This is a genomic window from Kosakonia radicincitans DSM 16656, from assembly GCF_000280495.2.
In the GTDB taxonomy this organism is placed as follows: Bacteria; Pseudomonadota; Gammaproteobacteria; order Enterobacterales; family Enterobacteriaceae; genus Kosakonia; species Kosakonia radicincitans.
On record NZ_CP018016.1, the window covers coordinates 4,883,606 to 4,909,431 of the forward strand.

Here is a 25,826-nt window from a genome sequence, read left to right on the forward strand (position 1 = left end):
TGTGGCACTGACCATAGGCATTGATTCCGGTTCGACCACCACGAAAGGCATTCTGCTGGAGGACGACAGCATTGTGCGGCGCTTTCTCTGCCCGACCTCGTTTCGCCCTGCTGATTCGATTATCGAGGCCTGGGAAACATTGCGTGCCGGTATGGCGGAAAAACCTTTTTTGACGCTGACCGGTTACGGCCGGCAACTGGTGGATTTCGCCGACAAGCAGGTTACCGAGATCTCCTGTCACGGCCTCGGTGCGCGGCTGCTGCGATCGGATACCCGCACCGTTATCGATATCGGCGGCCAGGACAGCAAAGTAATCGCCCTCGATGAGAACGGAAATCTCACCGATTTTCTGATGAATGATAAATGCGCCGCCGGTACTGGCCGTTTTCTGGACGTTATCTCGCGTACGCTGGGCACCCAGGTGGAGCAACTGGATGCCATTACCGATGGCGTGGAGCCGCATCCACTCACCAGCATGTGTACGGTGTTTGCCGAATCGGAAGTGATCAGCCTGCGCTCGGCGGGCATCGCGCCGGAAGCGATCCTCGCCGGGGTAATCAACGCCATGGCACGGCGCAGCGCGCATTTTGTCGCGCGTCTCTCCACGCAAGGCCCGCTGCTGTTTACCGGCGGCGTCAGCCACTGCGCCAGCTTCCGCCGCATGCTGGCCGGGCACCTGAACAGCGAGGTGTTTACCCATGATGATGCGCAGTATGCGGGCGCGCTCGGCGCCGCGCTGATAGGTCAGCGGCAGGGAAAACGGTGATGAACGAATATCTGCTGCTGTTTCACAATACGCCCGGCGTGCTGCAAACCCGCAAAGCGATGCAGGCCGCAGGCATGACATTTCGGGTGCAGGATATTCCCCGCCAGTTACGCGGCGGATGTGGGTTGTGCATCCGTTTTCACTGCCAGCCCGGCGAGGAAAATCAGTGGATCATCCCCGGCGTGACGCAGGCGGTTTATCGCTGCGAAGGCGAGAGTTTCACGCCGGTGGTGTAATTCGCCGGGTGTCGGCTTTGCCTTATCCGGCAAATCCCGGCCTTACTGCTCCTCAATCACAAACCGTGTTGCTTCGAAACGGTTCAAAATAAGGTGCACCAGCCAGACCATGGTTAAGGTCGCCACCAGCGACACGGTGACGGACACGATGCGGTAGAGATCGCTGAACACCAGGTCCGTATCCGGATGGAGGTTTTGACCAAACATAATGCCAATGGTGGTGACGCTGGCGAACCCCACGCCTGCGCCGACTTTTTCCATCACATGCAACCGGGCGCTGAACGCCAGACCCAGCCCAATCAGCGGCATCATCAGCAGCATATGGCTACTGTGGTTATAAAGGATCAGTTGGACCAGCAGAATATAGAGGCAGGAGATCACCACGCCCACCACGCGCCACAGCGAACTGAGCACCGAACCGCGATAATGCATCGGGAACAGGATCAAGATGCCCGCCATCAGCGCCGACAGCGAATCGCTTAAGTCGCTGATCTGAAAAACAACAAAAATGATTGTCGCCACGGTGCCGGAAAGCAGCGATTCATGGCGCACGCGGGCAGCGTTTTTCTCAATCAACGGCGGACGCGTGCGCGGTTCCACATCCGGGATCAGGTAATTCATTAGCGCACTCAGCGCCACCGCCATCACGCTGGCTTCAATATTGGAAAACAGCAGCGTGTGCCAGTCGCTGGTGGGATAACTCATAAAGTTGAGCATCGTGCTCTGGCACACCACGCCCGCCGAACCGAACAGAAACAGCGCGCCTTTGCTCATAAAGCGAAAACGCATCACGTACAGCCCGAAAACCACCAGCGTCATAATCACCGGCCAGCGCGACAGATAGCCGATGATGAACACCATTTCGATGCAATTCAGCACCGCGCTAAAGATAAATTGCTTTGCGACGTGGCGGTTAAACACCGGTACCAGCGATAACAACATGACCGGATAGACCACGTAAAACACGCCATATTGCGTGTTGTAAAAACTCGACACGCTCAGGGCGATCATCCCGGCGAAGACAATACGCAGCGTCTGGCGAAAATCATTCGGCGTATAAACGATATTGCCATGGGGCGTAAATACGCGCGCCAGCGTGTTAATAGACATAGTGCAGCAAACTTACCAGGCGGATTTGCAGGCCGGAGAAGAAGCGGGCAAAGACCCCTTCACTGTTGTAGAGCTGCACCGTTGCGCGTGCGCCGGTCGGCAACGGCTTCGGTAATGGCTCATCGAGCGCTACGTGGATCCGCATCCGCTGCGCATCACGCACCCAGCGGTTCGACGTTTCCGGCGCGGAAAGCTCGCCATTTACCGCTTCCTGACCCGCCAGAATCCCCGCGTCGTTGCTGGTCACATGCGCTTTAAACACGTGCCCCGGCAGAGCATCGAAAACCACTGCGGCATCGGTTCCGGTATGGGTATGACGCAGGCTCTTCTCGCGGAAATCCGCCACGATATCGGTTTTATCATGCACCAGCGCCAGCGAAGCGCTCCCGGCAGCGGCGTAAAAACCGGGGCTTAATTGCAGGTTACTGACAGTACCATCCACTTCCGCGCGCACCTGCGTCCAGCCGAGGTTCAGCTGCGCCTGCTGTAGCGCGTTGCGATATTTTTGTAGCGTCACGTTGCGCGCGTCATCGCGGTCGCCGCGCTCAATGGTTAACGCATTGATGCTGGCATTGATGTTATTCACCGACTGCACGCTGGTCTGCCAGGTGGTGCGGGCTTTATCCAGATCGGACTGCGAAACATTGTGCATCGCGCCGAGATTCTGGTAGCGCTCAAAGGTGACGCGATCGTTTTGCGCGGTGATCTGCGCGGTCTTCAGGCTGGCCTGCGTAGCAACGATTTGCGCATCCAGTTGCTGGTTGCTGAGGCGCGCCTGTTCCAGCGCAATTTCCGCCGCTTCGACCTGGTTTTTAAACGGCGTCGGATCCAGTTCAAACAGCAGATCGCCTTTTTTTACCTGGCTATTGTTCTGCACGTGAACCTTTGCGACATAGCCGGAAACGCGCGCGGAAACCGGCGTCACTACGCGCATGACAGTAGAGTCCGGCGTCAGCGGGATCCAGATATCGGCAACGATAAAATAGACAAACATCAGCAGGAAAGAGGCAATACTCACCCTTACCCAGCGGGCAAATTTTTGTTCTGGCGTCATCATTTTCTTATTCGGTTTTATTGTCTTCTTCGCGCATCACGCGCAAGTTACAGGCGATTTGATTCAGGGTGTCGCTAAAAGCGTGCATCTGCGCTGGCGGGATATTTTCCGCCGCCCGCTCCTGGCACGCTTCAATCACCCGCGTGATCTTCTCCAGCAGGCGTTGGCCCTCAGCGGTGAGCGTCAGCAGACGAATGCGTTTGTCGTACGGCGATGTCGTACGCACAATCAGCCCCTGGTTTTCCAGTTGCGTCAGGGTGCGCATCAGCGGCGGTAATTCAATGCCGTGCACTTCCGCCAGTTCGCTGACCGAAACGTTGTCCCCCAACTGGCGCAACTGCATCAGTACCGTCCAGCTCGCCTGGGTGATACCGGTATCGCTCAGCGCGTGATCGATGGTCGCGCGCCACTGACGCACCACCATCGCCATACGCATTCCCAGCGGTCGGCGGGCAAACAGCTCATCTTCGGTCATAGGAGTTCCCCTGATTCACAGGCAGGGAAAGATAATGGTTATCAAGGTAAGTATCAAGAAACGGGAGAGCGAACAGCATGGATTGTGAAAAGCAGGCACCGAACGGCTTCAGTCAAAAAATACCATTCCCTTGTAAGGTTTCTCGCGGCAGGCCGCCAGCCGCTGGGCAAGGTTACCGACGTGCGCTTCGAGTTTGTGCCCGTCCGGATCGAGGAAATACCAGGAGTCGCCTTCGCTTTTATTGGCTTTCCAGCTTACAACGTCAGACTGTTCGAGGCGCGCAACAAAACCGGTGAAATCGCTTTCGCTAATGCTAAAGGCATAATGGGTGTAATCGCTGCGCTGCGGCGGAACATATTCACGCTGCGCATCCACCGACAAACACAGCCACAGTTCGCCGCAGGTAAGGTAAGCGCCGTTGTCCCAGCGCGCATGCAGTTTCAGCCCGAGCAGTTGATGGTAAAAATCGACGCTGCGGGCAAGATCGCTGACTGCGAGTGTTAAATGGTTGGGACCCTGCAACATGGTCTGTTTCCCCCGAAAACGTTCAAACATTAAATGCCGGAGCCATTCTTTCCTGCTCAGCACGTGAAATATTCATAGATTCAGCGATCTCACGCCATTTGCGGACGCTGGATGTGACCTCTTCCATCACTTCTTTGGCTTGCGCGAACGTGAGCCGGAAAAAATCAATCACCGACATTGCCAGTTCATAATCCAGTTGATTATCGACATCACTGATATTCAGATGTAACCCCTGCGCATCCGGCACAGGATTGATATCGTAAGCGGGAGAAAGAATCCAGCCACCATTCTGGAAAATAAAGCCATGATTTCGTAGATGATCGTCATTATTCGACACAGCAATATTAAAAACGATTCGTCGCCACAGTTGAGACAAGTCCTCGCGGCTGCGCGAGCCACGTTCAGTCAGGAACTGCGCCAGTTCAAGGTATGAAGCTTCGTAATCGCCATCGTAATAACCGAGTTGCGTCATGGCGGATGTAAAATGCAGCCGGGTATCAGGCGTGCGATCAAAGCGTTTCGTTAAAAAGGTATGATGCTCACGCTCAAAGCGTTCGATGCGACATTCCGCCATTTCGATTCCCGCATTCCGTGCCAGTTGTGAAGTTAAAAACTCCCACGCTGCAATATCATAGTCATCATAACGACTGGGGAATTTTGCAATCCACAGTTGGTTTTTCTCATCACGTACGCTGGCTTTAGGCCGCGCGCCGCCTAAAGATGAACCTGGCGACATCAACATATTGAGCCATTGCAGGTATTCAGCATCGTCACGATCGTCATTACTTTCGATTTGCTTCGCTGCCCACGCTAACTCTCTCAGCGAGGCCATCGGCGGTGCGGCGAGCCGGTCGTTATCATCGAGGAAGGGACCCGTAAGAGCACGTTTAAAACGTAGAGCCCCCTGACGGTGAAAATCATGCACTCCCAATAAGAAATCAATTTCTCCCAGCAACCTGGGACGACGCGCTTCCTGCCGGGCAAGAATCGCCTCCCGCCTTTTCATCAATACCCGCCCCCAGCGATCCGGGCATGAATCAAGAAACACTCTAAAGTTTCGCGATACAGCGCTATGTTGTTCACCGGAATAAAGCTCAAGATCGGGATCGACTTTCTGCACGAAGGGCGAAAGCAGCCACGCATCATCATAGCGAAAACTAAAATGCTCGCTATTACGTACCACTTCCGAACGCAGTGTGCCAACCAGCCCTGGCTCTGCAAAGTCCTGCCAGTCTGCAAAAACAAAAACGTCTGTCGCCATCAATATGCTTCTCCTTTCTTCCTTAAAAGTTCAATATCCTGCAACTTGCGCCCCAACTCATCATCCTTTGCCACATCAAGAAAATCTTCGACCAGTCCAAGAACAGCAAGCACGGCCACATAGTGCCCAAGTGACACGCCAGGATCGCCCTGTTGGATTTTGCGGATAGTTATGCGGCTTAACCCCGTGCGTTCAGAAAGCATGGTTTGGGTGAGTTTTCTGCGCTTGCAGGCAAGCGTGATGTTTTCACCTAACTGCCGGAGAATCTTTTGGTTACGGGGAAAGACAACCGCACTACGTTTTTCAGCTGATGGCATGGAAACTATACTTACCGTAATCATGAATTTTGGTAAGTATAGTATCCAATAAATGATCAGGGGAGAATAAATAATGAACACTACACTTACCAAAAAGCGTGATTTTGATAAGTGCAGTGTCCATATATCTACTTACTGCGCCTCTTTCACCTCGGTGACGAACTCCGGCAGATCCCAGGTGCCGCCCGCGCGGATATAACGGCACATGCCGGTGGTGGATTCACTGCTTTTACGGAAGGTTTCGCCGTCCCACACCCACTCCGCAGAAGCCCAGCAATCGCCGATACCGCGACCGCGCTGCCCCAGCGAGATGATGCCGTCGGCATAATCGGACGCCGAGTTGGTGATAAATTGTGGGTTGCCTTTCAAGGCCTTATCCAGCACCCAGTAGCCGTAACCTTCGTTGTACGCGCCGCGCCAGCAAAGGGCGGAGATCAGGACATGCTTACGGTCGAGCGGCGTTAGCGTAACGTCATTGTCGCCATCAATGACCGGTTCTTGCGGTGATGCAAGACCTTCACACTCATTATTGTTAGGGAGCGCCGCCAGCAGGCGCGGCTTCAGCGTGTTGACTTCGGCCACGGTCAGCGCGCGGTCTTCGCCGCTTTCTACTTTTGCCGCCTGAATGACCGGCGCAGCCACCGCGGGCGTCACCGTGCTTTCGGCTTTATCGCCTTTTTGACTGAGCGCGCCCGGCGTGCCGACCCGTCCCTGCACATCATCAAATTTCAGCAGCACGGCATACGCGCCATCGCCGGAGAGCACAAAGGGTTTTGCTGCGCCTTTGAATTCCACTTTGCCGCTGCCTTTCACTGCGTCAATCAGGCTGTGCGCCTGCGCGTCCGATAAGCGCCAGGTGTCATTATCTTCAGTGGCGATTTCGCCCTGCGATTTACCGTCGATCCACAGCGAGAGCGCCGCTTGCGGCGCGGTTTCATCCGCGTCCATCTCGGCCAGCACCACATCCACGGTAACCGGCGTGTCCGGCCCGGCTTTACGGGTGATCAGTACCGCTCCGCTGGCTTCCTCTTCCGCGCTGTAACCCGCTGCGCGGCAGGTAAGCGTGTTGTCGCACACCACTTCCCAGTCTTTATGATCAAACGAGATGCCCGACTGCTCCGCCAGCGCGGGCGCACTCAGCGTCGCTGCCATCACCAGCGCCGCCCTGATACCACTGTTCATGCCATCACTCCGTAATGAGAAATGCCGACAGTGTGCAGAAATTATCGATTGGGGAGAAGTCTATTTTGGCGGGATAAAGCGAAATGAGGCGAGAAACATTTCCCGCCCCAATAGATCAATCGAGGTTAAGGTCGCTGTAGGATTTCACCACACGGGAAACGATGCCGTAATCGATCGCCTCTTTGATGTTCATCCAGTAGTTACGATCGGTATCCTGCTTCACTTTTTCGACCGGCTGACCGGTTGCATCGGCGATCAGCTGGTTAACGCGTTCCAGCATGCGAATGATCTCTTTGGCTTCAATCTCAATATCGCTCGCCTGACCACGCACGCCGCCCAGCGGCTGATGGATCATAAAACGGGTGTTCGGCAGCGCGTAGCGGTGCTCTTTTTTCGCCGCAAGGAAGATGGTGATCCCGGCGCTGGCCACCCAGCCGGTGCCGATAATGTGCACTTCCGGAGTGATGAACTTAATCATGTCATGAATGGTATCGGCCGCTTCAACGTGACCGCCCTGGCTGTTGAGATAGATCTTGATCGGCGCGTCGCTGATGCCCTGCAACAGCAGAAGCTGGGTGACCACTTTCTCGGTCAGCGCCTGGTTGATCTCGCCAGAGATAATGATGGAGCGGGCATCCAGCAGCTTTTGCTGCATCAGTTGTGAAGCGTTGCCGCCCTTCTCTTCTTTTTTATCGTCTTCATCGTTGCTGTTAATAAAGTGCATCTGTTCTCTCCCCTTCAGGTTATGGAGCTAAGCATAGCCCAACGCTGAAGAGGCGGAAATAACAAGATGTTATCTCCGCATTTTCTATCATTAACCCAGCTCTTCACGACGCAACCCGAGGTCTTTAAGCTGTTCGTCGCTTAACGCGCGCAAAATCTTGCGCGTTTGCCAGCGTAAGCGCAGAGCCTGAAACTTGCGCCAGAGAAAAATAAACCCGGTAAAAGGGCCTTTGTGTCGATTTTCAAAAAATTCCATCGGTGCTCTCCTCGCCTGAACAGAGCCCCATTTTCTCCGTAATCCCGCCTTTCAATACAGATTCAGAAAATACTTTTCTTTAACATACAGATCGCTTAAAACAGCATCTGAACGGCATTATTTCCGCGAATCTGTACTGGTTTTTAAATCTGTGTGGCAAAGAAAAGGAATACAGCATGACCCGCTACCAACATCTGGCTACCCTGCTGGCCGGGCGTATTGAACAAGGTTTATATCGCCATGGCGAGAAGTTGCCCTCGGTGCGCAGCCTCAGCCAGGAGCATGGCGTCAGTATCAGTACCGTACAGCAGGCTTATCAGGTGCTGGAAAATCTGCAGCTAATTACCCCGCAGCCGCGTTCCGGCTATTTTGTCGCGCCAAGCAAAGCGAAGCCACCCGTCCCGGCGATGTCGCGCCCGGTTCAGCGCCCGGTGGATGTTACGCAGTGGGACGAAGTGCTGACTCTGCTGGAAGGCCGCGAAGACAAAACACTCGCCACCTTCGGCGGCGGCGCGCCGGATATCACCCAACCGACACTTAAACCGCTGTGGCGGGAAATGCAGCGCGTGGTGCAACATCAAATCCAGGACGTGCTGCGTTACGATACGTTGCCTGGCCGCCGCGAATTACGCGAGCAGATCGCCCGCCTGATGCTGGATGGTGGTGCGGCCATCACCGCTGATGAAATCGTGATCGCCAGCGGTTGCCACCCCGCGCTGTCGCTAGCGCTGCTGGCCGTCTGCCAGCCGGGCGATATTATCGCTGTTGAATCGCCTTCCTATTACGGCACCATGCAATTGCTGCGCGGGCTGGATATTAAAGCCATTGAAATTCCGACCGATCCGGAAACCGGCATCAGCATCGAAGCGCTGGAATTAGCGCTGGAACAGTGGCCGATTAAAGGCGTGATTCTGGTACCGAACTGTAATAACCCGCTCGGTTTTATCATGCCGGAAGCGCGCAAAAAGGCGGTGCTGGCGCTGGCGCAACGTCACGACATTGTGATTTTTGAAGATGATATTTATGGCGAGCTGGCGGCAGTTTACCCGCGCCCTTGCACCATCAAATCGCTGGATATCGATGGCCGCGTGCTGCTGTGCAGCTCCTTCACCAAAACCGTAGCGCCGGGTTTGCGGGTGGGCTGGATTGCGCCAGGACGTTATCTCGACCGGGTATTGCACAAAAAATATGCTGCTATCGGCACCAACACGCCCGGCCCACAACTGGCGATGGCGGCGTTTATCCGCGATGGTCACTATCACCGCCATGTGCGCCGCATGCGTCAGATTTACCAGCAGCATCTGGAAACGTACACCTGCTGGGTGCGCCAGTATTTTCCCTGCGGGATCTGCGTGACGCGCCCGCAGGGCGGCTATCTGCTGTGGATCGAACTGCCGGAAACTGTGGATATGGTTTGCGTTTCCCGCATGCTTTGCCGTCTGAAAATCCAGATTGCGCCCGGTTCGCTGTTCTCCGCTTCCGGCAAGTACCGAAACTGCCTGCGGCTGAACTGCGCCTTGCCGCTCACCGATGCAAACCGTGAAGTGATCAAACAGTTAGGAGAAGCGATTCACACCGCGCTGGAGGAGTGAGGAATTTTGGCAAAAAAAATGCCCCAAAACGTACGGAGCGAGCTCCGACCGGGGCGTAAAGGTGGATGATAAAAAGTAATATGTTACTGCGCTAAAAAGCGCTGAATCTTCTGGCTTATCGCCTTGTTAAGCTGGCAAACCCGCGCTTCCGTCAGGCCAAGGAGCTGGGCTATCTCTTTCTGGCTCATTTCATGCTGGTAGTAGAGCGCAAAGATCTTCTGCTCGCGCCCGTCGAGGCTTGCTATCGCGCCGCGTAATGTCCGGCTGAGCACCTCTTCATCTTCCAGCTGGCGGCTATCCAGCGCGGCCGGAGTCGCTTCACTGGCAGGCAGTGCATCAAGGCTCTCCACTTCGCTGGCCGTGTCGAGCAGACGATGCTGTTGATACTCTTCTGCACTTAAGGCAAAGCGCGCATTCAGTTCGCCAAACCCTGGTGTATGGCCCAGCTCGCGCTCCATTTCACGAATAGCATCGTTGAGTTTGTGCGTCTTTTGCCGCAGACGACGAGGACGCCAGTCCTGTTGACGTAATTCATCCAGTACGGCGCCACGAATACGCTGCGCAGCATAACCTGAAAAGTGCGTATCCGGATGCCCATAACGGCGCAAAGAGGAAAGCAATCCCATCAGGGCAACTTGCTGCATATCGTCTTTGCCCATGACGCTATTTCGCTGCCAGGCCAACTGTTTGACCACTTTATTCACCAGCGGTAAGTAAGTGCTGATATAGCGCGCTTCATCACGCGGCGTCAGGTTTTCTGAAATTGTCAAACTCATTGTTTATGCTAGAAAATGTTATGTAATCTTTATTTGAACATGTCTTCTAAAATATAAAATGGCAAAATAAATACGGTGAAATAAGAATAAATCGCATAAACCAGCAGCGTAATGAAATACATCTTACCAATGACACCTGCTGAACTGGTAATTAAAACAATACACCAGTATCTTTATTTTTAATTACCCGAAAAACGACAATTTCTGATTTTGAATATTTCAGAATGGTAAAAGACACTCAATATATTCCGGCGTTGATTATCTGCGTTAATTAATAACAATTGTTCAACATCAATATGAATGAAAAATAACAACCAACCGCTAAGCAGTGCGACTTGCACAAAATGAGCAGCGTCACACTCTTGCCACTCATCCGGCACAAGAATAAATTATTCTTATTTTTACTATAAGGAATAATATATTATTCCTTACAGCACGCCGTCACCGCAGCGTAACGGCCAACCCTTCCCGTAAACGTGGAGCGAGACATGAACATTGATCTATCCAGACTGACCACCGAAGGCCGCAATACCGCCAGTGAAAACATCGACATGCTCGATACCGAAGCGATGCTGCGCGTGATCAATAACGAAGACCAGAAAGTGGCGCTGGCGGTGGAAAAAGTGATCCCGGCTATCGCGCAGGCGGTGGATGTGATTGTCGCCGCGTTTAAACAGGGCGGTCGTTTAATCTATTGCGGCGCGGGCACTTCCGGGCGTCTTGGCATCCTCGATGCCAGCGAATGTCCCCCGACGTACGGAACGCCGCGCGAGCAGGTTGTCGGCCTGATTGCTGGCGGTCATCGTGCCATTTTGCAGGCAGTGGAAAACGCCGAAGACAGCCTGACGCTGGGCGTTGACGACCTGAAATCGCTCAATTTCACCGCGTGCGATGTGCTGGTCGGCATCGCCGCCAGCGGACGCACACCGTATGTGATTGCCGCTATGAAATACGCACAAAGCCTGAAAGCGACGACCGTGGCGCTCACCTGTAACGAAAACAGCGAAATGGCGCGCATCGCCGATATTGCGATTGTGCCGGTGGTTGGCCCGGAAGTGGTGACCGGCTCCTCGCGCATGAAAGCGGGCACCGCGCAAAAACTGGTGCTCAATATGCTGACCACCGGCGCAATGATCCGCAGCGGCAAAGTCTATGGCAATTTGATGGTGGATGTGGAAGCCACCAACCTGAAGCTGGTGCAGCGTCAGATAAACATTGTGATGGAAGCCACCGGCTGCACCCGCGACATCGCCGAACAGGCGCTGCAGGCCTGCGGCGGGCGCTGCAAAACCGCCATTGTGATGGTGCTGGGCCAGCTCAGCGCTGAACAGGCCACGCATTTGTTAGCCGATAACGGCGGCTTTATTCGCCAGGCGCTGGTTGATGCGGGGATCAAGTAATGGCCAAAATCAGTGAACATCTGATCGCGACAATTATCGAAAAGGTCGGTGGTAAGGAGAATATCAATACCTGCGGCAACTGTATGACGCGCCTGCGCCTGACGCTCCGCGACGATTCACGGGTGGAGACGGAGAGCCTGAAAGCCCTGCCCGGCGTACTGGGCGTGGTGAACAGCGACGATCAGTTGCAGATCATCGTTGGCCCTGGCAAAGCGCAAACCGCAGCGGAAATGCTGAATGCAATGATCGGCGGCCACGCCGCGCCCGTAGAAGCCGCGTCGCTGAAGAGCATTGCCAGCGACACCAAACAGCAAATGAAAGCGAAGCAGACCAGCGGCGTGCATCAGTTTCTGGCGAAGTTCGCCACCATCTTTACGCCGCTGATTCCCGGTTTTATCGCCGCCGGGATGCTGCTGGGCTTTGCCACCTTAATTGAGCAAAGCCTGCTGCTCAACGCGGCAGAAAAGAACACAGCAGTGGCGCACCTCGTCGGCTATATGAAAGTTTTTGGTAAAGGCCTGTTCACCTTCCTGCCGATTCTGATTGGCTACAACGCGCAAAAAGCCTTTGGCGGCAGCGGCGTTAACGGCGCCATTATCGCCGCGCTGTTCGTGCTGGGTTATGACCCGAAAGCCACGGTCGGTTATTTCTCCGGTATCGATAACTTCTTCGGCATGGGAATTGATCCGCGCGGCAACATTATCGGCGTACTGATCGCCGCGATCCTTGGCGCGTGGATCGAACGCCAGATCCGCAAAGTGGTGCCGGATAACCTCGACATGATCCTCACTTCGCTGCTGACGCTGCTTATCACCGGCGCACTGGCGTTTGTGGTGATTATGCCGATTGGCGGCGAGCTGTTTAAAGGCATGTCGTGGCTGTTCCTGCACCTCAACGGCAACCCGTTTGGCTGCGCGGTGCTGGCGGGCCTGTTCCTTATCGCCGTGGTGTTTGGCGTTCATCAGGGGTTTATTCCGGTTTACTTCGCACTGATGGATGCGCAGGGTTTCAACTCGCTATTCCCCATTCTGGCGATGGCAGGCGGCGGTCAGGTGGGCGCGGCGCTGGCGCTCTATTTCCGCTCGGCGCCGCATTCGGTGCTGCGTAACCAGGTGCGCGGGGCGATCATTCCCGGTCTGCTGGGCGTTGGCGAGCCGCTGATTTACGCGGTGACCTTACCGCGCGTGAAGCCTTTCGTCACCGCCTGTATCGGCGGCGCGTGCGGGGGATTTTTTATTGGCACCGTCGCGTGGCTGGGTTTGCCGGTCGGCCTGAATACGGTGTTTGGTCCTTCCGGGCTGGTGGCGCTCCCGTTGATGACCTCCGGCCAGGGCATTTACGCCGGGATGGCGGTTTACGCGGCAGGCGTCGTCATCGCTTATCTGTGCGGTTTTATTGCCACCTGGCTCTTTGGTCATAAAAACGTGGATCTCAGCTAATCACCTGCAACCACCCGGCGCACTGCCGGGTGGCGTATTGCATCAGAATGCCCAGGAAACGCTGCCTACAATGCTGCGCTCCGCACCAAAATAGCAGTAAGAGAGCGAGTTACAGGCGGCTACGTAGCGTTTGTCAGTCAGGTTATTGACATTCAACTGCGCGCTCATCCCCTTCAGGCCAACATTTCCCAGATCGTAGCCGACGGCCAGATCCACCAGCGTATAGGACGGCAGCGTATGGGTGTTCTGGCGATCGGAGGTAATGCCATTCACATAACGCACGCCGGAACCTACCGTCAGCCCGTTGAACAGCCCCGTTTTCACGTCATAGCTGAGCCAGGCGCTGGCCTGATTGCGCGGCGCATACACCGCACGTTTTCCCTGCTCTTCCGCGCTGCTTTTCTTGTAGCGAATATCGTTGTAGGTGTAGGCGGCCTGCAAACGCAGGTTGTCCGTCAACTGACCGACCGCTTCCAGCTCCACCCCTTCCGATTCGATTTCACCAATTGAACGGTACGGATCGGTCGGTTCCACTTTGGTGGCGATATTTTTCTGGTTGATGCGATAGACCGAGGCGCTGTACATCGTCTGTGAACCTTCCGGCTGGAATTTCAACCCCGCTTCCCACTGCTTGCCTTTCATCGGCTGCAAAATTTTGCCGTATTCATCGGTAAAGCTGGTCGGCGTAAAGGCGGTTGAGTAACTGACGTACGGCGCAAACCCGCTGTCGAACAGGTACATCAGCGCCGCGCGGCTGCTGAAGTGATCCTGATCCAGCGTATCGCGGGTATCGTTAATCTTGTTGACGTTGGTGATCTTCACCTGATCGTGGCGGCCGCCGAGCGTCAGCCGCCAGCGATCGAGCGACATCTGATCCTGCAAGTAGATCCCGGTCTGCTCCAGTTTGTGTTTTTCCCGGCTGTAGACCGAAATTGACAGCGGATCGGCGCCGTAAATCGGGTTAAATGCATCAATCGCCGGGAAGCTGCCATACGAAGCGGTGACATTATTGCTGCGACGCTGATAATCGACGCCGAACAGCAGACGGTGGTTAATGATGCCGGTATCAACGCTGCCATCAATCTGGTTATCCAGCGTGATCGCCGACAGCGATTCGTCGGAACCGGAATAACCGCGGTTCAGTTCCGTATCATTCAGCCAGCCTGCGGCATACACCTGGTTGAGATTCACTTTGGTGTGCAGGTAGCGCAGCTTCTGGCGGACCGACCAGCCGCTGTCAAAAGCGTGCTCGATGTTATAACCGACCATATTTTCCCGGCGGTCATACTTATCGTAATTATCTTCCCCTTCAAAGAAGGTATTGGAGATTTTTCTGCCTGCATGCGGGGTTACCGTGCCTTCATACGGCAAACCGGAGTGACTACCGCCTTCAGGATCGCGATGCAGATAGGCCATCAGTTCAAGGCGGGTTTGATCGGTGATACGCCACGTCAGGCTCGGTGCAATGGCATAACGCTGCTCTTTTAAATGGTCGAATTGCGAATCCGCATAGCGGGTCATGCCGGTTAAACGTACCGCTACGCGGTCGTTATCGTCTACCGGCCCCGTAACATCAAATGCCGCGCCGCGCTGGTTGTTATTACCCGCGAACAGTTTCACTTCGCCGCCAGGGTCAAACGACGGTTTGCGCGAGTTCAGCGCGACAATCCCGCCCGGCGAGGAGCGGCCATACAATACCGAAGCCGGGCCGCGCACCACTTCCACGCTGTCGAGGAACCAGGGATCGATAACCAGCGAGCTGTGCGAGTTGGTGTCGCCCATCAGTTTCAGGCCATCGAGGTAGACGTTATCCAGGCTGCCGTCGGAGAAACCGCGCAGCACGATGTAATCAAAACGGTTCGATGCGCCGATCTGGTTGCTGTACACGCCCGGCGTGTAACTCACCGCCTGGCGTACGCTGGTTGCGCCCTGCTCTTCATACTGCTGGCGCGTGACAATCGATACTGCCTGCGGCGTTTCGATATCCGGCGTCTCCAGCTTGGTGGCGCCGCTTTGCATTTGTGAGGTGACCACCACAATATCGTGGGTGGTTGAGGTTTCCTGTGCCAGAACCGATACGTTCATCCCGCCGGTAATACCAATCATTAGCGCCAGTCGCGTTTTTGCGAACATGAAAATCTCCAGAAGCCGTTATTATTGTAAATAAGAATTATTACCCTTTTGGCTTCCGCGATAGCTATGCGCAATGACGATTCACCTATGCGCAGTGACAAAACGCACGCAAAAAAGTCGCCATGATCTATGGCAGGAAATCAGGCGAGACGCATTTCGCTCGGCGCCACGCCGTAGCGGCGACGAAATGCGGTAGAGAAATTCGTGGCATGCTGGTAGCCCGACATCCAGGCCGCCTGCTGTACGCTATACCCCTGCGCCAGATAGCGCCGCGCCAGTTCAAGGCGGCAATCGCGCAGGTAATCAAACACGGAAAGGCCATAAGCCTGGCGGAACTTCACCCGCAAACTGCTGGAACTCATTGCCGCCAGTTGGGCTAATGCGGTGAGGGTGTACTCTTTTTCCGGCTGCTGTTCCAGCAAACGGCGCACGGTTTCCAGCCGGTGCTGCTCGCCGCCAGGCGCGGAACTGCGTTTTTCGCTGCCAGGCAAGGGTTGCGACAGCGCATGCCCGAGCAGTTGCAACATCACGCCTTCAAGGATCAACTGGCGCGATAAACCCGGTTGCTGGTTCTGCTGCGTGTGTTGCAGCCCGGAAAGCAAAAATGCCGGAACGGACCATAAAAAGGTCGGCGCGCCGTGCGCTTCCCACTGCTGCAGGAGCGCCATCAGCAGCGGCGATTGCCGGCAGCGCAGCGGATCAACGCCCATCGACAGCGTACGCAAGTGGTTATCCGCCTGATGGCTGGCGTTCATCACCTGTTGTTCGCTCAGGCGCGAGGTAAATGCCATGCCCGCGCGCACGGTAAACGCTTTGCCGTTCAGGCGCAACTGCACGCAACCTTCCAGCACCACCAGCATATAGAGCGGGCAGCTATGCAGCGATGTGGTTTCATAGGGTTGAAGGACGCGAATATCCGAGCGGGTAAGATTCAGGCCGGAGGAGAGTGTCATCTCTTCGACTTCCCCCTGAATCACCATGCGCTTCTCTTTGTGAAACGATCGGCCGGACGCCAGCGCCGGGAAACGGTAATCAATCCCGTAGCGCTCGCCAAAACCGATAAAGTCGTCAATCGAAAAGTCTCTTTTTTGCATAGCCAACAGCCGCCGCGAACCCGTGCCCGACGCCGGGCGAAACGGCTTACACCTTATCATCCGACCTGGTGTGCTTCAATAATATTGAGAATTATTCTCACATAAGTGTGACAAGATATTACCCGTTTTAGCGCGTCCCCAACGAGGCAATAATCTGCTGGCGCAGCCATTGATGACCGGGATCGCGGTGTAACCGTTCATGCCAGAGCATCAGCATGTCGAAGCCCGGAAGATCCAGCGGCGGCTCGACCACCTGCAGAGTGTGGTTGTTCGCGACCAGCCGTTCCGGCAGTACCGCCACCAAATCGGTACGGGCCAGCGCCTCAAGCATAAACAGGAAATGGGGGACGGAGAGCACCACATTGCGCTGCAAACCGCGCTCCGCCAGCGCGATATCCGTTGCCGCATAAAAACCACCGCCTTCTGGCGAGACAACCACATGTTCCAGTTGGCAAAACTGCGCCAGCGTCGGGCGGCCGTTTGTTAATGCCGGATGGTGCAAACGCCCGGCCAACACGTAACGCTCGGTGAACAATAACCGCTGGTGCAGAGCAGGCGGCGCGCCTTCGCGAAGATGGAAAAAGAGATCAATATCGCCCTGCCCGGCCTGGCGCTGGATCTGCAACGGGCTGAGTTCAAATATCGCCAGACGGCTGCCCGGCGCGGCGACGCGCAAACGGCTCAGTAAAGGGAGCAGTATCGCCGATTCCGTATAGTCGGTGGCCGCCACGCGCCAGGTGACGGCGGCACGGGCAGGATCGAAAGCGCTGGCTGGCGCCACCGCACGTTCCAGCGCTTCCAGCGCCTGGCGCAGCGGTTCGCGCAGTTCGTCGGCCCTGGCGGTCGGCTGCATACCGCGCGGCCCCGGCAGGAGTAACGGATCGGCAAAAATATCCCGCAATCGCGCCAACTGCACGCTGACGGAAGGCTGAGAAAGATTCAGCCGCTGCGCCGTGCGCGTCACATTGTGTTCGCTCAACAGCACATCCAAAGTACGCAGCAGATTGAGATCCAGCCGGTGAAGATTAACCATGGCTATACCTGTGATATAAGCAATTAATTTCTACTATATCCGCCACTCTCCTACCCTGCATATTCAATTTGTTGCCAGGAGTTGTTATGAACGTACTGATTGTTTATGCCCACCCGCAGCCCCATTCGCTCAATGGCGCGCTAAAGGATTTTGCCGTGCAGCATCTGGAAAATGCCGGTCATCAGGTCGAGGTTTCCGATCTCTATGCCATGCAGTGGAAATCGCAGCTTGATGCCGATGACAGCCGCTCGCCGCCGGTGGGTGATTTTTATCATCCTTCGTCTGATTCAAAACAGGCATTTGAGCTGGGAACACAGGCGGACGACATCGCCCGGGAACAGGCCAAACTGCAACGCGCCGATGCGGTGATTTTCCAGTTTCCGCTGTGGTGGTTCTCCATGCCGGCGATCATGAAAGGCTGGGTCGATCGCGTTTATGCCTGCGGGTTTGCTTACGGCGTGGGCGAACACAGCGATACGCACTGGGGCGATCGTTACGGTGAAGGGAGCCTGGCGGGGAAACGGGCGATGCTGCTGGTGACCACCGGCGGCTGGGAATCGCATTACGCTCCGCGCGGTATTAACGGCCCGATCAACGATCTGCTGTTTCCGATCCAGCATGGGATCCTGTTTTATCCTGGCTTCGAAGTACTGCCGCCGCTGGTGTTTTATCGCAGCAATCGCATGGACGAAACGCGTTTTACCGAATGTTGTACGGCGCTGGCACAGCGGCTGGATACGCTCTGGTCAGCAGAACCGCTGGCCTTTCGTCGGCAAAACGGCGGCGATTACCTGATTCCACAACTGACGCTGCACCCGGACATTGCCCCCGGCGAAAGCGGGCTGTCGATCCATCAACAACGTAAACCATAACCTGCTCACCGGTGCGTGTCATGCGTGCCGGTTATTGTTATCTCACCTTTTCCTCATCCTCTCTTCACAATCTGTTTTTTTGTAACTTTCTATAAGTTCCGGGGAAAAACGTTACCCCGAACGCGCAGATTCGTTTATTTTAATCACTCATGAGAACGATCACTCTCACCAAAACGACACGAGGGACAGAGATGCCGACGAAACTATCGCAGGAGCAGCGCCACCAGCAACGCCAGGACGAGATTATTGCCGCCGCGCGCCGACGCTTCCGCATTAGCGGATTCCACGCGGCCAGCATGTCGCAGATCGCCCTCGAAGCTCAGCTCAGCGTTGGGCAGATTTACCGTTATTTCGTCAATAAAGACGCCATTATCGAAGAGATGATCCGCCGGATTATCGACTACCGCATCGCCGAAATGCAGGATAAGACCGAAACCGAACACCTGCCGGAAATACTGGCCTGGCGGCACACACTCAGCCCTGACGATGATGCGCTGATGCTGGAAATGGCGGCCGAAGCAACGCGCAATCCGCGTGTACAGGAGATGCTGGTCGAGGCCGACGCCAGGATGTTTGAAAACGCCTGTGCACATATGCAGAGCCGCTATCCGCAATTAAGCGATGAACGCATTCGCTGTAGCGTGGAGCTACTGGCAACGCTGATGGAAGGCACCACTTTTCGTCGCCTGACACCGCAAAAAAGCGACCCGGCGCAAATGCAGGGGCTATATCAGGAAATCACCACCATGCTGTTTAAAAATTAAATCCCCGGATATTCGGTTCTGATGTGATTTCACCGGAGCCGACGCCGTATTTTCACCGGAGTTGTTATGCCACGAATCTCTCTTGCCTGGGCAATCGTGCTGGGCATGCTGACGGCCATTGGGCCGATTTGCACCGATCTTTATCTTCCCGCACTGCCGGATATCACCCGACAACTCAGCGCTACTACCACGCTGACGCAGCTCTCGCTGACCGCCTCGCTGCTGGGGTTGGGACTGGGGCAGCTTTTTTTCGGCCCGTTGAGCGATCGGCTGGGACGTAAACGCCCGCTGATGCTTTCCCTGCTGCTGTTTATCCTCTCTTCCGTATTGTGCGCGACCACGCAGGATATTCACTGGCTGATCTTCTGGCGTTTTATCCAGGGTCTGGCGGGCGCAGGCGGTTCAGTGCTCTCCCGCGCGATTGCTCGTGATAAGTATCACGGCACGCTGCTGACACAATTTTTTGCTCTGCTGATGACGGTAAACGGCATTGCGCCAATCGTCTCGCCGGTACTCGGCGGCTATATCGCCTCTACGCTGCACTGGCGCGCGCTGTTCTGGACGATGGCGGCGGTTGGCGTGGTATTACTGCTCTCCAGCATGGTGGTACTGAAAGAGACATTGTCGGAGAAAAGCAGCGGCGGCGGGCTGCTCAATACCTCGCTTATAGTGCTTAAAAATAAGCAGTTTTCTACCTTCTGCTTTATTCAGGCCTTTATGCTGGCCGGGTTATTTTCCTATATAGGGTCATCGTCATTCGTTCTGCAAAGCGAATATGGCCTGACGGCGATGCAGTTCAGCCTGCTGTTCGCGGTGAATGGCGGCGGGCTGATTATTTCGGCACTGATCTTTGCCCGGCTGGCGCGGTTTATCGATGGGCAAAAGCTATTAACGCGCGGTCTGTTCCTGGCCGTTTGCAGCGCCGTACTGACTGCGTTGTTTGCCGGATTCGGCATGCCCGTGCTGGCGCTGGTGGGGTTGTTCTTCACCGTGGCGCTGAACAGCGGGGTTTCAACCATTGCCGGTTCAGCCGCGATGAACAGCGTCGAAGCCCGCCATTCCGGCACCGCGTCGGCGTTACTGGGCATGCTGATGTTCGTCTTTGGCGGCATCGCCACGCCGTTGTCCGGTATCGGCGGCGAAGCGATGTGGAAGATGAGTTTCGCCATTGTGCTGGCTTATAGCGCTGCGCTGGTGATTCATGTTTGCGGGCGTATAAAAACACAACATTAAAGTTGCATTAATAAACAATTAAGTTATAGTTTTCGCACTCTGAAAAGGAAAATATAAGGCAGGATGCCGAATGAAATACAGCGAGTTCAGAAAGTGGTTGTTATCTCAGGGAGCGGAGCTAACCAAAGCTCCAGGTGGAGGAAGCCATTTTAAAGTCAGGCTTAATGGTAGGGCATCGGTTTTCCCTTTTCATGGTTCGAAAGAGATTCCTGAGCCGTTGAGGAAAAAGATTATGAAGGACTTAGGCCTGTAAGAACTTAGCGATAAAGAGGTGTTAAATGTTTAATTATCCCGTCCACATTGAACGAGACGATGCTACAGGTCAGTTCGTGGTCTCATGCCGCGATCTACCGCTCATGAACTCCGTTGGCGATACGCTTGATGAGGCTTTACTGCAGTCGATTGATGGGATTGTTGTTGCGATTGCTATCGAAATTGACGAGCGGCGTCCAATCCCGGCGGCAAGCGCGCCGCTAAAAGGCGAATACATCGTATCGCTGCCCGTACTCGTAGCCATGAAAGCCGCACTGCATAACGCCATGATCGAAACCGGGACGCGAAAAGCTGAGCTGGCAAGAAAGCTGGGACAGAAAGGGCCGCAAATTGACCGCTTGCTCGATGTGGAGCACTCATCGAAGGTGGAAACGGTTGAACTGGCGCTACATCAGTTAAATCGACAGATTGATCTGACCATTACGCCGCAGCACAGAGCTTAACCCTTCTTCCCGCCCGGCTTTAACCCACGGTGAAACTCATTAATGCGTTTCACCGTTTTAATAGCCTGCTGCGAAGTGGCGGACGCGACCGACAAAACAATCATCTCCAGACACAGCAGTACCGTGCCGTGCAGCGGGATCTTACCCTTCTCGCCGCCGCGCGGTACCTGGATTATCACATCCGCTTGCTGGCTAAAACGCGAGTCCGTCGCATTGGTCAGCAGGATCACCGGGATCCCCAGGCGCCGCGCCTCTTTCAGCGTGGTCAGCCCTTCGCGGTGCGCTGATTTTTGCGCCATCATGATCAGCACATCGCCGCGCTGCAAATTGATCAGTTGCTCGGAGAGGGCAATACCGGTGCGATTGAGCTGTGTCGCAGGCAGGCCAATGCGGCTGAACAACCGCGCGGTATACTCCGCCAGGATCCCCGACGCGCCGATGCCGAAAATCGCCACCTGCCGTGCCCCCACCAGCAGGGCCACCGCCTGCGCAATCGCATAGCGGTTGTCCGGCGCGGAAAGTACTTCACAGGTGTGCTGATGCCCTTCGAGCACAAAATCGATCCCGGAATTCACATCGCAGGCGAGCGCATTTACCGTGGTGCTCATCTTCTCTGCCGATGAAATGGCCGGGCCAAACCAGTGCTCCAGCGTCTGTTTTAGATCCCGCAGACCGGCAAAGCCCAGCGCCTGGATGGCGCGCACCACCGTGGCATCTGAAGTCTGCGTCGCTGCCGCAATCTCAATCGCGGTATGCTCCAGCACCACATCGCGATTTTCATTGATATAGCGGGCAACGGCCTGCAAACGCGGCGACAACGTGTGCGCCCGCGCGCGAAAGCGTTCACCGTACACATCCACGCGATTTTTCACTTTTTTTGTGTTCAGCATCGTTGCGGCTCCTTACTTCGCGGCAGGTAGCGGCCGCCCGGCGATTTGTGATTGCACCTGCGCCACCATCAGGCTCAGGGAAGCAAAGGAGTTGGAGATCGCTTCCTCACGGGAGATCAGCACGTAATGCCCGGTACGGCAGGCATTGAGAAAATCGCACCAGCCAGGCATCACCGCATCCATCGCCGCTATCTCATCCTGCGGTTTACCGCCGGTATCGCCGCGCCAGGTGGCAAAGACAAAATCAGCGTCCAGCTCCGGCAAACGTTCGGCGCTGACATCGATGCGCCCACCTTCAGGAATGCTGTCGATCAGTTTAGGAAAACGAAAGCCGGCATCGCGCAGCACGCGCCCCAGCGAATGATAGCTGTGTAATACGTTGATTTTGCCGTTGTTCGCCTGGATCACCGACACGGTGATTTTGCTGGTGTCGATCGTACTTTTCAGCACCGCAATCTGCTCACGGTAACGTCGCTCAAGGATCTGCAAGCGCGCCTGCGTACCGGTAAGTTGTGCCAGCTTGCGGTAGATCTCGGGTGCACCACCTTGTAAGTGATCGATACTTACCGTTGGCGCGATCTTCTCTAACTGCTCCACCGGCGTGTTGCGGCTCGGCTCGGTGATGATCAGATCCGGTTTCGCGGCGGCGATCGCTTCAATATCGATATCCGCCGTACCAATAAACGCAATGTCCGAGTTATCAAAATCGACGCCGGTCAGCATGCCGCTGGAGCGCAGCGTATGGCTGCCGTCGGCGCGGGTACGCCCGTGGCTGGCGACCGGTGGCACACCTAACTCAATCAGAGGAATGGTGATATCCAGATCGTGCAGCGACACGATGCGCTTTGGATGCAGCGGTACCATGACCACGCGCCCCAAATCATCGGTGAAGGTTTGTGTCGGCTCCGCAGCGCCAGCGCTCAGACCAACCAGCAATAACAGTGAAAAAATCAGGCGCATACGGCTCCTTAAGCTTATAAACGATCGCGTCGCCGCCACAGCAGCAGCAGAAAAAACGGCCCGCCAATCAGTGAGATGACGATCCCGGCGGGAATTTGCAGCGGCGCAAACGCCAGACGGCCTGTCGAATCCGCCACCAGCACCAGCAGGCCACCGAGCAGCGCACTGCCCCACAGCAGCGCCCGCTGGCCGCCGCGCAGCAGAAAACGCGCCATATGCGGAGCGATAAGCCCGACAAAACCGATACTGCCGACGCAGGAAACGCTGGCGGCCGTCAGCAATACCGGCGCGATCACCCGCAGCCATGCAAGGTGCGACAGGCGAACGCCGAGCCCGGTTGCCGCCTGATTGCCCAGTAGTGCCACATCGGCGGCGCGCGCTGTTAACAACAAAATCAACGTCGCGGGCAGCGCCCAGCACAGCGCAACGATCAGCAGTGGCCAGGTGGCGGCGTGCAGGCTACCTGCCAGCCACATCATTGCCGTCTGCACATCACGCACATCAGCCGTGGTCATAAATACGCCGATACCGGCGGCGAAGGTCCAGGAGACGCCAATGCCAAGCAGCACAAAGCGCGGACGAGAAACATCACGCGCCAGCCCCATCACCAGCCCGGCGGCCAGTAAACCGCCCGCCATGCCTGCCAGCGGACGCCAGACCAGCCCGACAGCCGGGAAGCAGAGCACCAGCGTCAGCACCACCACGCAGGCACCCTCTTTCACGCCAATCAGCCCCGGATCCGCCAGCCCGTTGCGGGTGATGGACTGCATCGCTGCGCCCGCCATACCCAACATCGCGCCGCACAACAGCGCCATCAGCACCCGGGGCAGGCGAATATCCCACACTACGTAGTGCTGTTCAGCGCTCAGCGCATCAGGCAGCAACAGCGCCCGGCCAATGGCAGAAGCGGGAACCGGTAACGAACCTTGCGTCACACCGGAAAGCAGCAGTATTAACGACAAAAAACTCAGGCCAGCCAGCCACCACAGCGCGTGCGGGCGCAGCAAGCGCGAGAAGCCGCCAAGCCGCAAGCCGCGCAGCCCGGCGTGTTCAGGCAGGTGGCTCATTTGAAAAACCTCGCCGCCAGCAGAATAAAGAGCGGCGCGCCCACCAGCGCAGTCATCACGCCGGTAGCGAGTTCCTGTGGCGACAGCAACGTACGGGCGGCGATATCCGCCAGCAGCAGCAATAATGCGCCACCGAGCGCTGACAGCGGGACGACCGCGCGCAAATCATCCCCGGCAAGGCGTCGCACCATATGCGGAACGACGAGGCCAATAAACCCTATCGGCCCGGCGACCGAAACGGCCGCACCGCACAACAAGGCAATAGCGGCCAACGACAACACGCGAGTGCGCAGCAGAGAAACGCCCAGGCCGCGCGCCATATTGTCGCCAAGCGCCAGCATATTCAGCGCTGGCGCGAGCCACAGCGCCAGGGCAAATCCACCACCAGCAACCAGTGATGCCGCCCGCAACACCGGCCAGCTCAGCCCGGCGAGATCGCCCGCCAGCCAGCTACGGATGCTCAGCAGCGTCTGTTCATCAAGGATCAGGATGGCGGCGGTGATGGAGGAAGCAAAAGTGGAAATCGCCACGCCGCACAGCGTTACTTTTAATGGCGTAAAGCCGGAGCGCCCGGCAGCAGAGAGCGCCATCACCAGTGAAAAAAGCAGCGCAGCGCCGCCTGCGGCGATAAAGGCGCGGCTGAAGCTGGCATCGCCAACGCTTACCCCCAGCGCCGTTGTGGCAACCATCGCCAGCGCCGCCCCCGAGTTCAGCCCGAGGATATGCGGCTCGCCGAGCGGATTGCGGATCACCGACTGCAACAACGATCCGGCAACCCCTAACGCCGCGCCGGTAAATAGCGCAGCCACCAGCCGCAGTAAGCGCAGGCTGATAATGACGCGATGATCGAAATTGTTGGGTTCAAAATCCACCAGCGCCTGTAACACCGTGAGCGGCGCGATGTAGCGCGCGCCAAGGCCGAGATGCGCCACAGCCGCTGTCAGTAACAGCAGCAGCAAGCCAAAGGCCGTCGCGCTGATGCGCCCGCTGCGTCGGGTTGAAAGCGCAAGCGAACTCATACGCCGGAACCTGCCGGTTTACGAAAAGGCATAAAGAAGGGCTTTCCGGTCAACGGGTTAACCGACATTTGCACATCCACATCGAACACATTTTTGATCAGCGCAGGCGTGCAACTGTCGCCTTCGTGGATCACGCCCTGCAAACGGCCCTGCTTGAGGAACACCAGCGTGTCGCCATAATTCACGGCGAAATTGAGGTCGTGCAACACCACCACCACCGTGCGGCCATGATCGCGGGTTAAGGTCTGCAAGAGTTCGAGGATCTCGACCTGATAGCGTAGATCGAGAAAAGTAGTCGGTTCATCCAGCAAGATCACCGGCGTTTGTTGTGCCAGAGCCATCGCGATCCAGCAGCGCTGGCGCTGTCCGCCGGAGAGGCTATCAACCGTTTGGTGGGCAAATTCCGCCGTGCCGGTCAGATGCAACGCTTCCAGCACCGCCAGTTCGTCCTCTTCCGACCACTGGCGCATAAAGCTTTGCCACGGAAAACGCCCGCGCGATACCAGTTCAAAAACGGTCAGGCCTTCCGGCACCAGCGGCGACTGTGGAAGGATACCTAACTGGCGGGAGACGGCTTTGGTTGGCTGTTGATGAATGGCTTTGCCATCAAGCAACACGCTGCCGCCAAGCGGTTTGAGCATGCGGGCAATAGTGCCGAGCAAGGTAGATTTGCCGGAGCCGTTGGCCCCGACCAGCACGGTCATCTTTCCATGCGGGATAGTGAGTGTGATGTCATCAACGATGACCTGCTTTTGATAGCCCGCCGACAGGCCGTCGAGCACAATCCCCTGCTGAGCTTGCTGTTCCACTCGCTGTGGCATGTTAACTCCTGCGCCGCAACCGCGTGGAAAACCCGTGCGCGCTAATCTTTCAAATAAAAATAACTCTCATTCTCTTTTCGATTTTGCCGTCTGGCACTGTAGTAGTCAAGCA

The 25,826-nt window shown here is 56.1% G+C and carries 28 protein-coding genes; 10 read left to right on the top strand and 18 right to left on the bottom strand.

Annotated features, from left to right (window positions below; genetic code table 11):
- The first annotated feature begins 1 nt into the window (after window position 1).
- Window positions 2–766 carry a putative 2-hydroxyacyl-CoA dehydratase activator YjiL gene (yjiL, locus tag Y71_RS23460; RefSeq protein ID WP_007372997.1) on the top strand — a complete coding sequence of 255 codons (765 nt, stop codon included), beginning with the start codon at window positions 2–4 and terminating at the stop codon, window positions 764–766.
- A complete protein-coding gene (locus tag Y71_RS23465) occupies window positions 766–1,002 on the top strand; it encodes a putative Se/S carrier protein (protein WP_007372996.1) in 237 nt (78 codons plus the stop codon). Before yjiL ends, Y71_RS23465 begins: the two co-directional genes overlap by 1 nt.
- 42 nt (window positions 1,003–1,044) lie before the next feature.
- Here Y71_RS23465 and Y71_RS23470 read toward each other — a convergent pair whose 3' ends face one another.
- From Y71_RS23470 to Y71_RS23510, 9 genes are all read right to left on the bottom strand, one after another.
- On the bottom strand, window positions 1,045–2,112 hold the full coding sequence (locus tag Y71_RS23470) for a DUF2955 domain-containing protein (protein ID WP_007372995.1): 1,068 nt from the start codon (window positions 2,110–2,112) through the stop codon (window positions 1,045–1,047).
- Window positions 2,102–3,169, bottom strand: coding sequence for an HlyD family secretion protein (locus Y71_RS23475; RefSeq protein WP_035943128.1), 1,068 nt, complete (start codon window positions 3,167–3,169; stop codon window positions 2,102–2,104). The genes Y71_RS23470 and Y71_RS23475 overlap by 11 nt, the downstream gene beginning before the upstream one ends.
- Window positions 3,170–3,173: 4 nt before the next feature.
- A complete protein-coding gene (locus Y71_RS23480; RefSeq protein WP_007372993.1) occupies window positions 3,174–3,641 on the bottom strand; it encodes a MarR family winged helix-turn-helix transcriptional regulator in 468 nt (155 codons plus the stop codon).
- A 108-nt stretch (window positions 3,642–3,749) separates the two neighbouring features.
- A complete protein-coding gene (locus Y71_RS23485) occupies window positions 3,750–4,166 on the bottom strand; it encodes a FosA family fosfomycin resistance glutathione transferase (protein ID WP_007372992.1) in 417 nt (138 codons plus the stop codon).
- 22 nt (window positions 4,167–4,188) lie between these two features.
- A complete protein-coding gene (locus Y71_RS23490; protein WP_369878902.1) occupies window positions 4,189–5,430 on the bottom strand; it encodes a type II toxin-antitoxin system HipA family toxin in 1,242 nt (413 codons plus the stop codon).
- Window positions 5,427–5,744, bottom strand: coding sequence for a helix-turn-helix domain-containing protein (locus Y71_RS23495; protein ID WP_172825163.1), 318 nt, complete (start codon window positions 5,742–5,744; stop codon window positions 5,427–5,429). The genes Y71_RS23490 and Y71_RS23495 overlap by 4 nt, the downstream gene beginning before the upstream one ends.
- A 132-nt stretch (window positions 5,745–5,876) precedes the next feature.
- Window positions 5,877–6,926 carry a DUF1176 domain-containing protein gene (locus tag Y71_RS23500; RefSeq protein WP_007372989.1) on the bottom strand — a complete coding sequence of 350 codons (1,050 nt, stop codon included), beginning with the start codon at window positions 6,924–6,926 and terminating at the stop codon, window positions 5,877–5,879.
- A 115-nt stretch (window positions 6,927–7,041) separates the two neighbouring features.
- Complete coding sequence (locus Y71_RS23505; RefSeq protein WP_007372988.1) at window positions 7,042–7,650, bottom strand: ATP-dependent Clp protease proteolytic subunit; 609 nt, start codon at window positions 7,648–7,650, stop codon at window positions 7,042–7,044.
- Window positions 7,651–7,740: 90 nt separating this feature from the next.
- Window positions 7,741–7,905: a DUF1127 domain-containing protein gene (locus tag Y71_RS23510; protein ID WP_007372987.1), complete on the bottom strand. Its 165-nt coding sequence runs from the start codon at window positions 7,903–7,905 to the stop codon at window positions 7,741–7,743.
- 176 nt (window positions 7,906–8,081) lie between these two features.
- Here Y71_RS23510 and Y71_RS23515 point away from each other — a divergent pair, with 176 nt between their 5' ends.
- Window positions 8,082–9,497, top strand: a complete 1,416-nt coding sequence (locus Y71_RS23515; RefSeq protein ID WP_007372986.1) for an aminotransferase-like domain-containing protein — start codon at window positions 8,082–8,084, stop codon at window positions 9,495–9,497.
- An 83-nt stretch (window positions 9,498–9,580) separates the two neighbouring features.
- On the opposite strand, the gene Y71_RS23520 is transcribed toward Y71_RS23515, so the two are convergent.
- The gene (locus Y71_RS23520; protein WP_007372985.1) at window positions 9,581–10,273 is read right to left on the bottom strand and encodes a FliA/WhiG family RNA polymerase sigma factor; all 693 of its coding nucleotides are present in this window, start codon (window positions 10,271–10,273) and stop codon (window positions 9,581–9,583) included.
- A gap of 488 nt (window positions 10,274–10,761) precedes the next feature.
- On the opposite strand from Y71_RS23520, the gene murQ reads away from it, so the two are divergent.
- On the top strand, window positions 10,762–11,673 hold the full coding sequence (murQ, locus tag Y71_RS23525) for an N-acetylmuramic acid 6-phosphate etherase (protein ID WP_007372983.1): 912 nt from the start codon (window positions 10,762–10,764) through the stop codon (window positions 11,671–11,673).
- A complete protein-coding gene (gene murP / locus Y71_RS23530; protein ID WP_007372982.1) occupies window positions 11,673–13,112 on the top strand; it encodes a PTS N-acetylmuramic acid transporter subunit IIBC in 1,440 nt (479 codons plus the stop codon). Before murQ ends, murP begins: the two co-directional genes overlap by 1 nt.
- Before the next feature lie 42 nt (window positions 13,113–13,154).
- Here the strand turns inward: murP and foxA are convergent, their stop codons facing one another.
- From foxA to Y71_RS23545, 3 genes are all read right to left on the bottom strand, one after another.
- Window positions 13,155–15,245, bottom strand: coding sequence for a ferrioxamine B receptor FoxA (gene foxA, locus Y71_RS23535; RefSeq protein WP_007372981.1), 2,091 nt, complete (start codon window positions 15,243–15,245; stop codon window positions 13,155–13,157).
- 140 nt (window positions 15,246–15,385) lie between these two features.
- A complete protein-coding gene (locus Y71_RS23540) occupies window positions 15,386–16,339 on the bottom strand; it encodes a helix-turn-helix transcriptional regulator (RefSeq protein WP_007372980.1) in 954 nt (317 codons plus the stop codon).
- Between the two features lie 127 nt (window positions 16,340–16,466).
- A complete protein-coding gene (locus tag Y71_RS23545) occupies window positions 16,467–17,372 on the bottom strand; it encodes a LysR family transcriptional regulator (RefSeq protein WP_007372979.1) in 906 nt (301 codons plus the stop codon).
- An 86-nt stretch (window positions 17,373–17,458) separates the two neighbouring features.
- Between Y71_RS23545 and Y71_RS23550 the strand changes: the two genes are divergently transcribed.
- The 5 genes from Y71_RS23550 to Y71_RS23570 all read left to right on the top strand — a co-directional run bounded on the left by Y71_RS23550 (window position 17,459) and on the right by Y71_RS23570 (window position 20,957).
- Window positions 17,459–18,244 (top strand): NAD(P)H-dependent oxidoreductase, encoded by a 786-nt coding sequence (locus tag Y71_RS23550; protein ID WP_007372978.1) that lies wholly within the window; start codon window positions 17,459–17,461, stop codon window positions 18,242–18,244.
- A 191-nt stretch (window positions 18,245–18,435) separates the two neighbouring features.
- Window positions 18,436–19,008, top strand: coding sequence for a TetR/AcrR family transcriptional regulator (locus Y71_RS23555; RefSeq protein ID WP_007372977.1), 573 nt, complete (start codon window positions 18,436–18,438; stop codon window positions 19,006–19,008).
- Window positions 19,009–19,074: 66 nt separating this feature from the next.
- Window positions 19,075–20,241 carry a multidrug effflux MFS transporter gene (locus Y71_RS23560; RefSeq protein ID WP_007372976.1) on the top strand — a complete coding sequence of 389 codons (1,167 nt, stop codon included), beginning with the start codon at window positions 19,075–19,077 and terminating at the stop codon, window positions 20,239–20,241.
- Between the two features lie 70 nt (window positions 20,242–20,311).
- Window positions 20,312–20,494 carry a type II toxin-antitoxin system HicA family toxin gene (locus Y71_RS23565; RefSeq protein ID WP_035886605.1) on the top strand — a complete coding sequence of 61 codons (183 nt, stop codon included), beginning with the start codon at window positions 20,312–20,314 and terminating at the stop codon, window positions 20,492–20,494.
- 25 nt (window positions 20,495–20,519) lie between these two features.
- Window positions 20,520–20,957, top strand: a complete 438-nt coding sequence (locus Y71_RS23570; protein ID WP_035943124.1) for a type II toxin-antitoxin system HicB family antitoxin — start codon at window positions 20,520–20,522, stop codon at window positions 20,955–20,957.
- Here Y71_RS23570 and Y71_RS23575 read toward each other — a convergent pair.
- From Y71_RS23575 to Y71_RS23595, 5 genes are read right to left on the bottom strand one after another with little or no spacing between them, the layout of a single operon-like run.
- Window positions 20,954–21,847 (bottom strand): MurR/RpiR family transcriptional regulator, encoded by an 894-nt coding sequence (locus Y71_RS23575; RefSeq protein WP_007372974.1) that lies wholly within the window; start codon window positions 21,845–21,847, stop codon window positions 20,954–20,956. The two genes, Y71_RS23570 and Y71_RS23575, sit on opposite strands and share 4 nt — an antisense overlap.
- 12 nt (window positions 21,848–21,859) lie before the next feature.
- Entirely contained in the window at window positions 21,860–22,807 is a 948-nt protein-coding gene (locus Y71_RS23580) for an ABC transporter substrate-binding protein (protein ID WP_007372973.1), read from the bottom strand.
- A gap of 14 nt (window positions 22,808–22,821) precedes the next feature.
- The gene (locus Y71_RS23585) at window positions 22,822–23,874 is read right to left on the bottom strand and encodes a FecCD family ABC transporter permease (protein ID WP_007372972.1); all 1,053 of its coding nucleotides are present in this window, start codon (window positions 23,872–23,874) and stop codon (window positions 22,822–22,824) included.
- Window positions 23,871–24,893, bottom strand: coding sequence for a FecCD family ABC transporter permease (locus Y71_RS23590; protein WP_035943121.1), 1,023 nt, complete (start codon window positions 24,891–24,893; stop codon window positions 23,871–23,873). The genes Y71_RS23585 and Y71_RS23590 overlap by 4 nt, the downstream gene beginning before the upstream one ends.
- A complete protein-coding gene (locus tag Y71_RS23595; RefSeq protein ID WP_007372970.1) occupies window positions 24,890–25,714 on the bottom strand; it encodes an ABC transporter ATP-binding protein in 825 nt (274 codons plus the stop codon). The genes Y71_RS23590 and Y71_RS23595 overlap by 4 nt, the downstream gene beginning before the upstream one ends.
- Window positions 25,715–25,826: the final 112 nt, after the last annotated feature.

Bases quoted from the DNA above. Each gene is read 5' to 3' on its own strand.
- Y71_RS23465 (WP_007372996.1), top strand. From the start codon at position 766: ATGAACGAATATCTGCTGCTGTTTCACAATACGCCCGGCGTGCTGCAA.
- Y71_RS23470 (WP_007372995.1), bottom strand. From the start codon at position 2,112: ATGTCTATTAACACGCTGGCGCGCGTATTTACGCCCCATGGCAATATC.
- Y71_RS23475 (WP_035943128.1), bottom strand. From the start codon at position 3,169: ATGATGACGCCAGAACAAAAATTTGCCCGCTGGGTAAGGGTGAGTATT.
- Y71_RS23480 (WP_007372993.1), bottom strand. From the start codon at position 3,641: ATGACCGAAGATGAGCTGTTTGCCCGCCGACCGCTGGGAATGCGTATG.
- Y71_RS23485 (WP_007372992.1), bottom strand. From the start codon at position 4,166: ATGTTGCAGGGTCCCAACCATTTAACACTCGCAGTCAGCGATCTTGCC.
- Y71_RS23495 (WP_172825163.1), bottom strand. From the start codon at position 5,744: ATGCCATCAGCTGAAAAACGTAGTGCGGTTGTCTTTCCCCGTAACCAA.
- Y71_RS23500 (WP_007372989.1), bottom strand. From the start codon at position 6,926: ATGAACAGTGGTATCAGGGCGGCGCTGGTGATGGCAGCGACGCTGAGT.
- Y71_RS23505 (WP_007372988.1), bottom strand. From the start codon at position 7,650: ATGCACTTTATTAACAGCAACGATGAAGACGATAAAAAAGAAGAGAAG.
- Y71_RS23510 (WP_007372987.1), bottom strand. From the start codon at position 7,905: ATGGAATTTTTTGAAAATCGACACAAAGGCCCTTTTACCGGGTTTATT.
- Y71_RS23515 (WP_007372986.1), top strand. From the start codon at position 8,082: ATGACCCGCTACCAACATCTGGCTACCCTGCTGGCCGGGCGTATTGAA.
- Y71_RS23520 (WP_007372985.1), bottom strand. From the start codon at position 10,273: ATGAGTTTGACAATTTCAGAAAACCTGACGCCGCGTGATGAAGCGCGC.
- murQ (WP_007372983.1), top strand. From the start codon at position 10,762: ATGAACATTGATCTATCCAGACTGACCACCGAAGGCCGCAATACCGCC.
- murP (WP_007372982.1), top strand. From the start codon at position 11,673: ATGGCCAAAATCAGTGAACATCTGATCGCGACAATTATCGAAAAGGTC.
- foxA (WP_007372981.1), bottom strand. From the start codon at position 15,245: ATGTTCGCAAAAACGCGACTGGCGCTAATGATTGGTATTACCGGCGGG.
- Y71_RS23540 (WP_007372980.1), bottom strand. From the start codon at position 16,339: ATGCAAAAAAGAGACTTTTCGATTGACGACTTTATCGGTTTTGGCGAG.
- Y71_RS23545 (WP_007372979.1), bottom strand. From the start codon at position 17,372: ATGGTTAATCTTCACCGGCTGGATCTCAATCTGCTGCGTACTTTGGAT.
- Y71_RS23550 (WP_007372978.1), top strand. From the start codon at position 17,459: ATGAACGTACTGATTGTTTATGCCCACCCGCAGCCCCATTCGCTCAAT.
- Y71_RS23555 (WP_007372977.1), top strand. From the start codon at position 18,436: ATGCCGACGAAACTATCGCAGGAGCAGCGCCACCAGCAACGCCAGGAC.
- Y71_RS23560 (WP_007372976.1), top strand. From the start codon at position 19,075: ATGCCACGAATCTCTCTTGCCTGGGCAATCGTGCTGGGCATGCTGACG.
- Y71_RS23565 (WP_035886605.1), top strand. From the start codon at position 20,312: ATGAAATACAGCGAGTTCAGAAAGTGGTTGTTATCTCAGGGAGCGGAG.
- Y71_RS23570 (WP_035943124.1), top strand. From the start codon at position 20,520: ATGTTTAATTATCCCGTCCACATTGAACGAGACGATGCTACAGGTCAG.
- Y71_RS23575 (WP_007372974.1), bottom strand. From the start codon at position 21,847: ATGCTGAACACAAAAAAAGTGAAAAATCGCGTGGATGTGTACGGTGAA.
- Y71_RS23580 (WP_007372973.1), bottom strand. From the start codon at position 22,807: ATGCGCCTGATTTTTTCACTGTTATTGCTGGTTGGTCTGAGCGCTGGC.
- Y71_RS23585 (WP_007372972.1), bottom strand. From the start codon at position 23,874: ATGAGCCACCTGCCTGAACACGCCGGGCTGCGCGGCTTGCGGCTTGGC.
- Y71_RS23590 (WP_035943121.1), bottom strand. From the start codon at position 24,893: ATGAGTTCGCTTGCGCTTTCAACCCGACGCAGCGGGCGCATCAGCGCG.
- Y71_RS23595 (WP_007372970.1), bottom strand. From the start codon at position 25,714: ATGCCACAGCGAGTGGAACAGCAAGCTCAGCAGGGGATTGTGCTCGAC.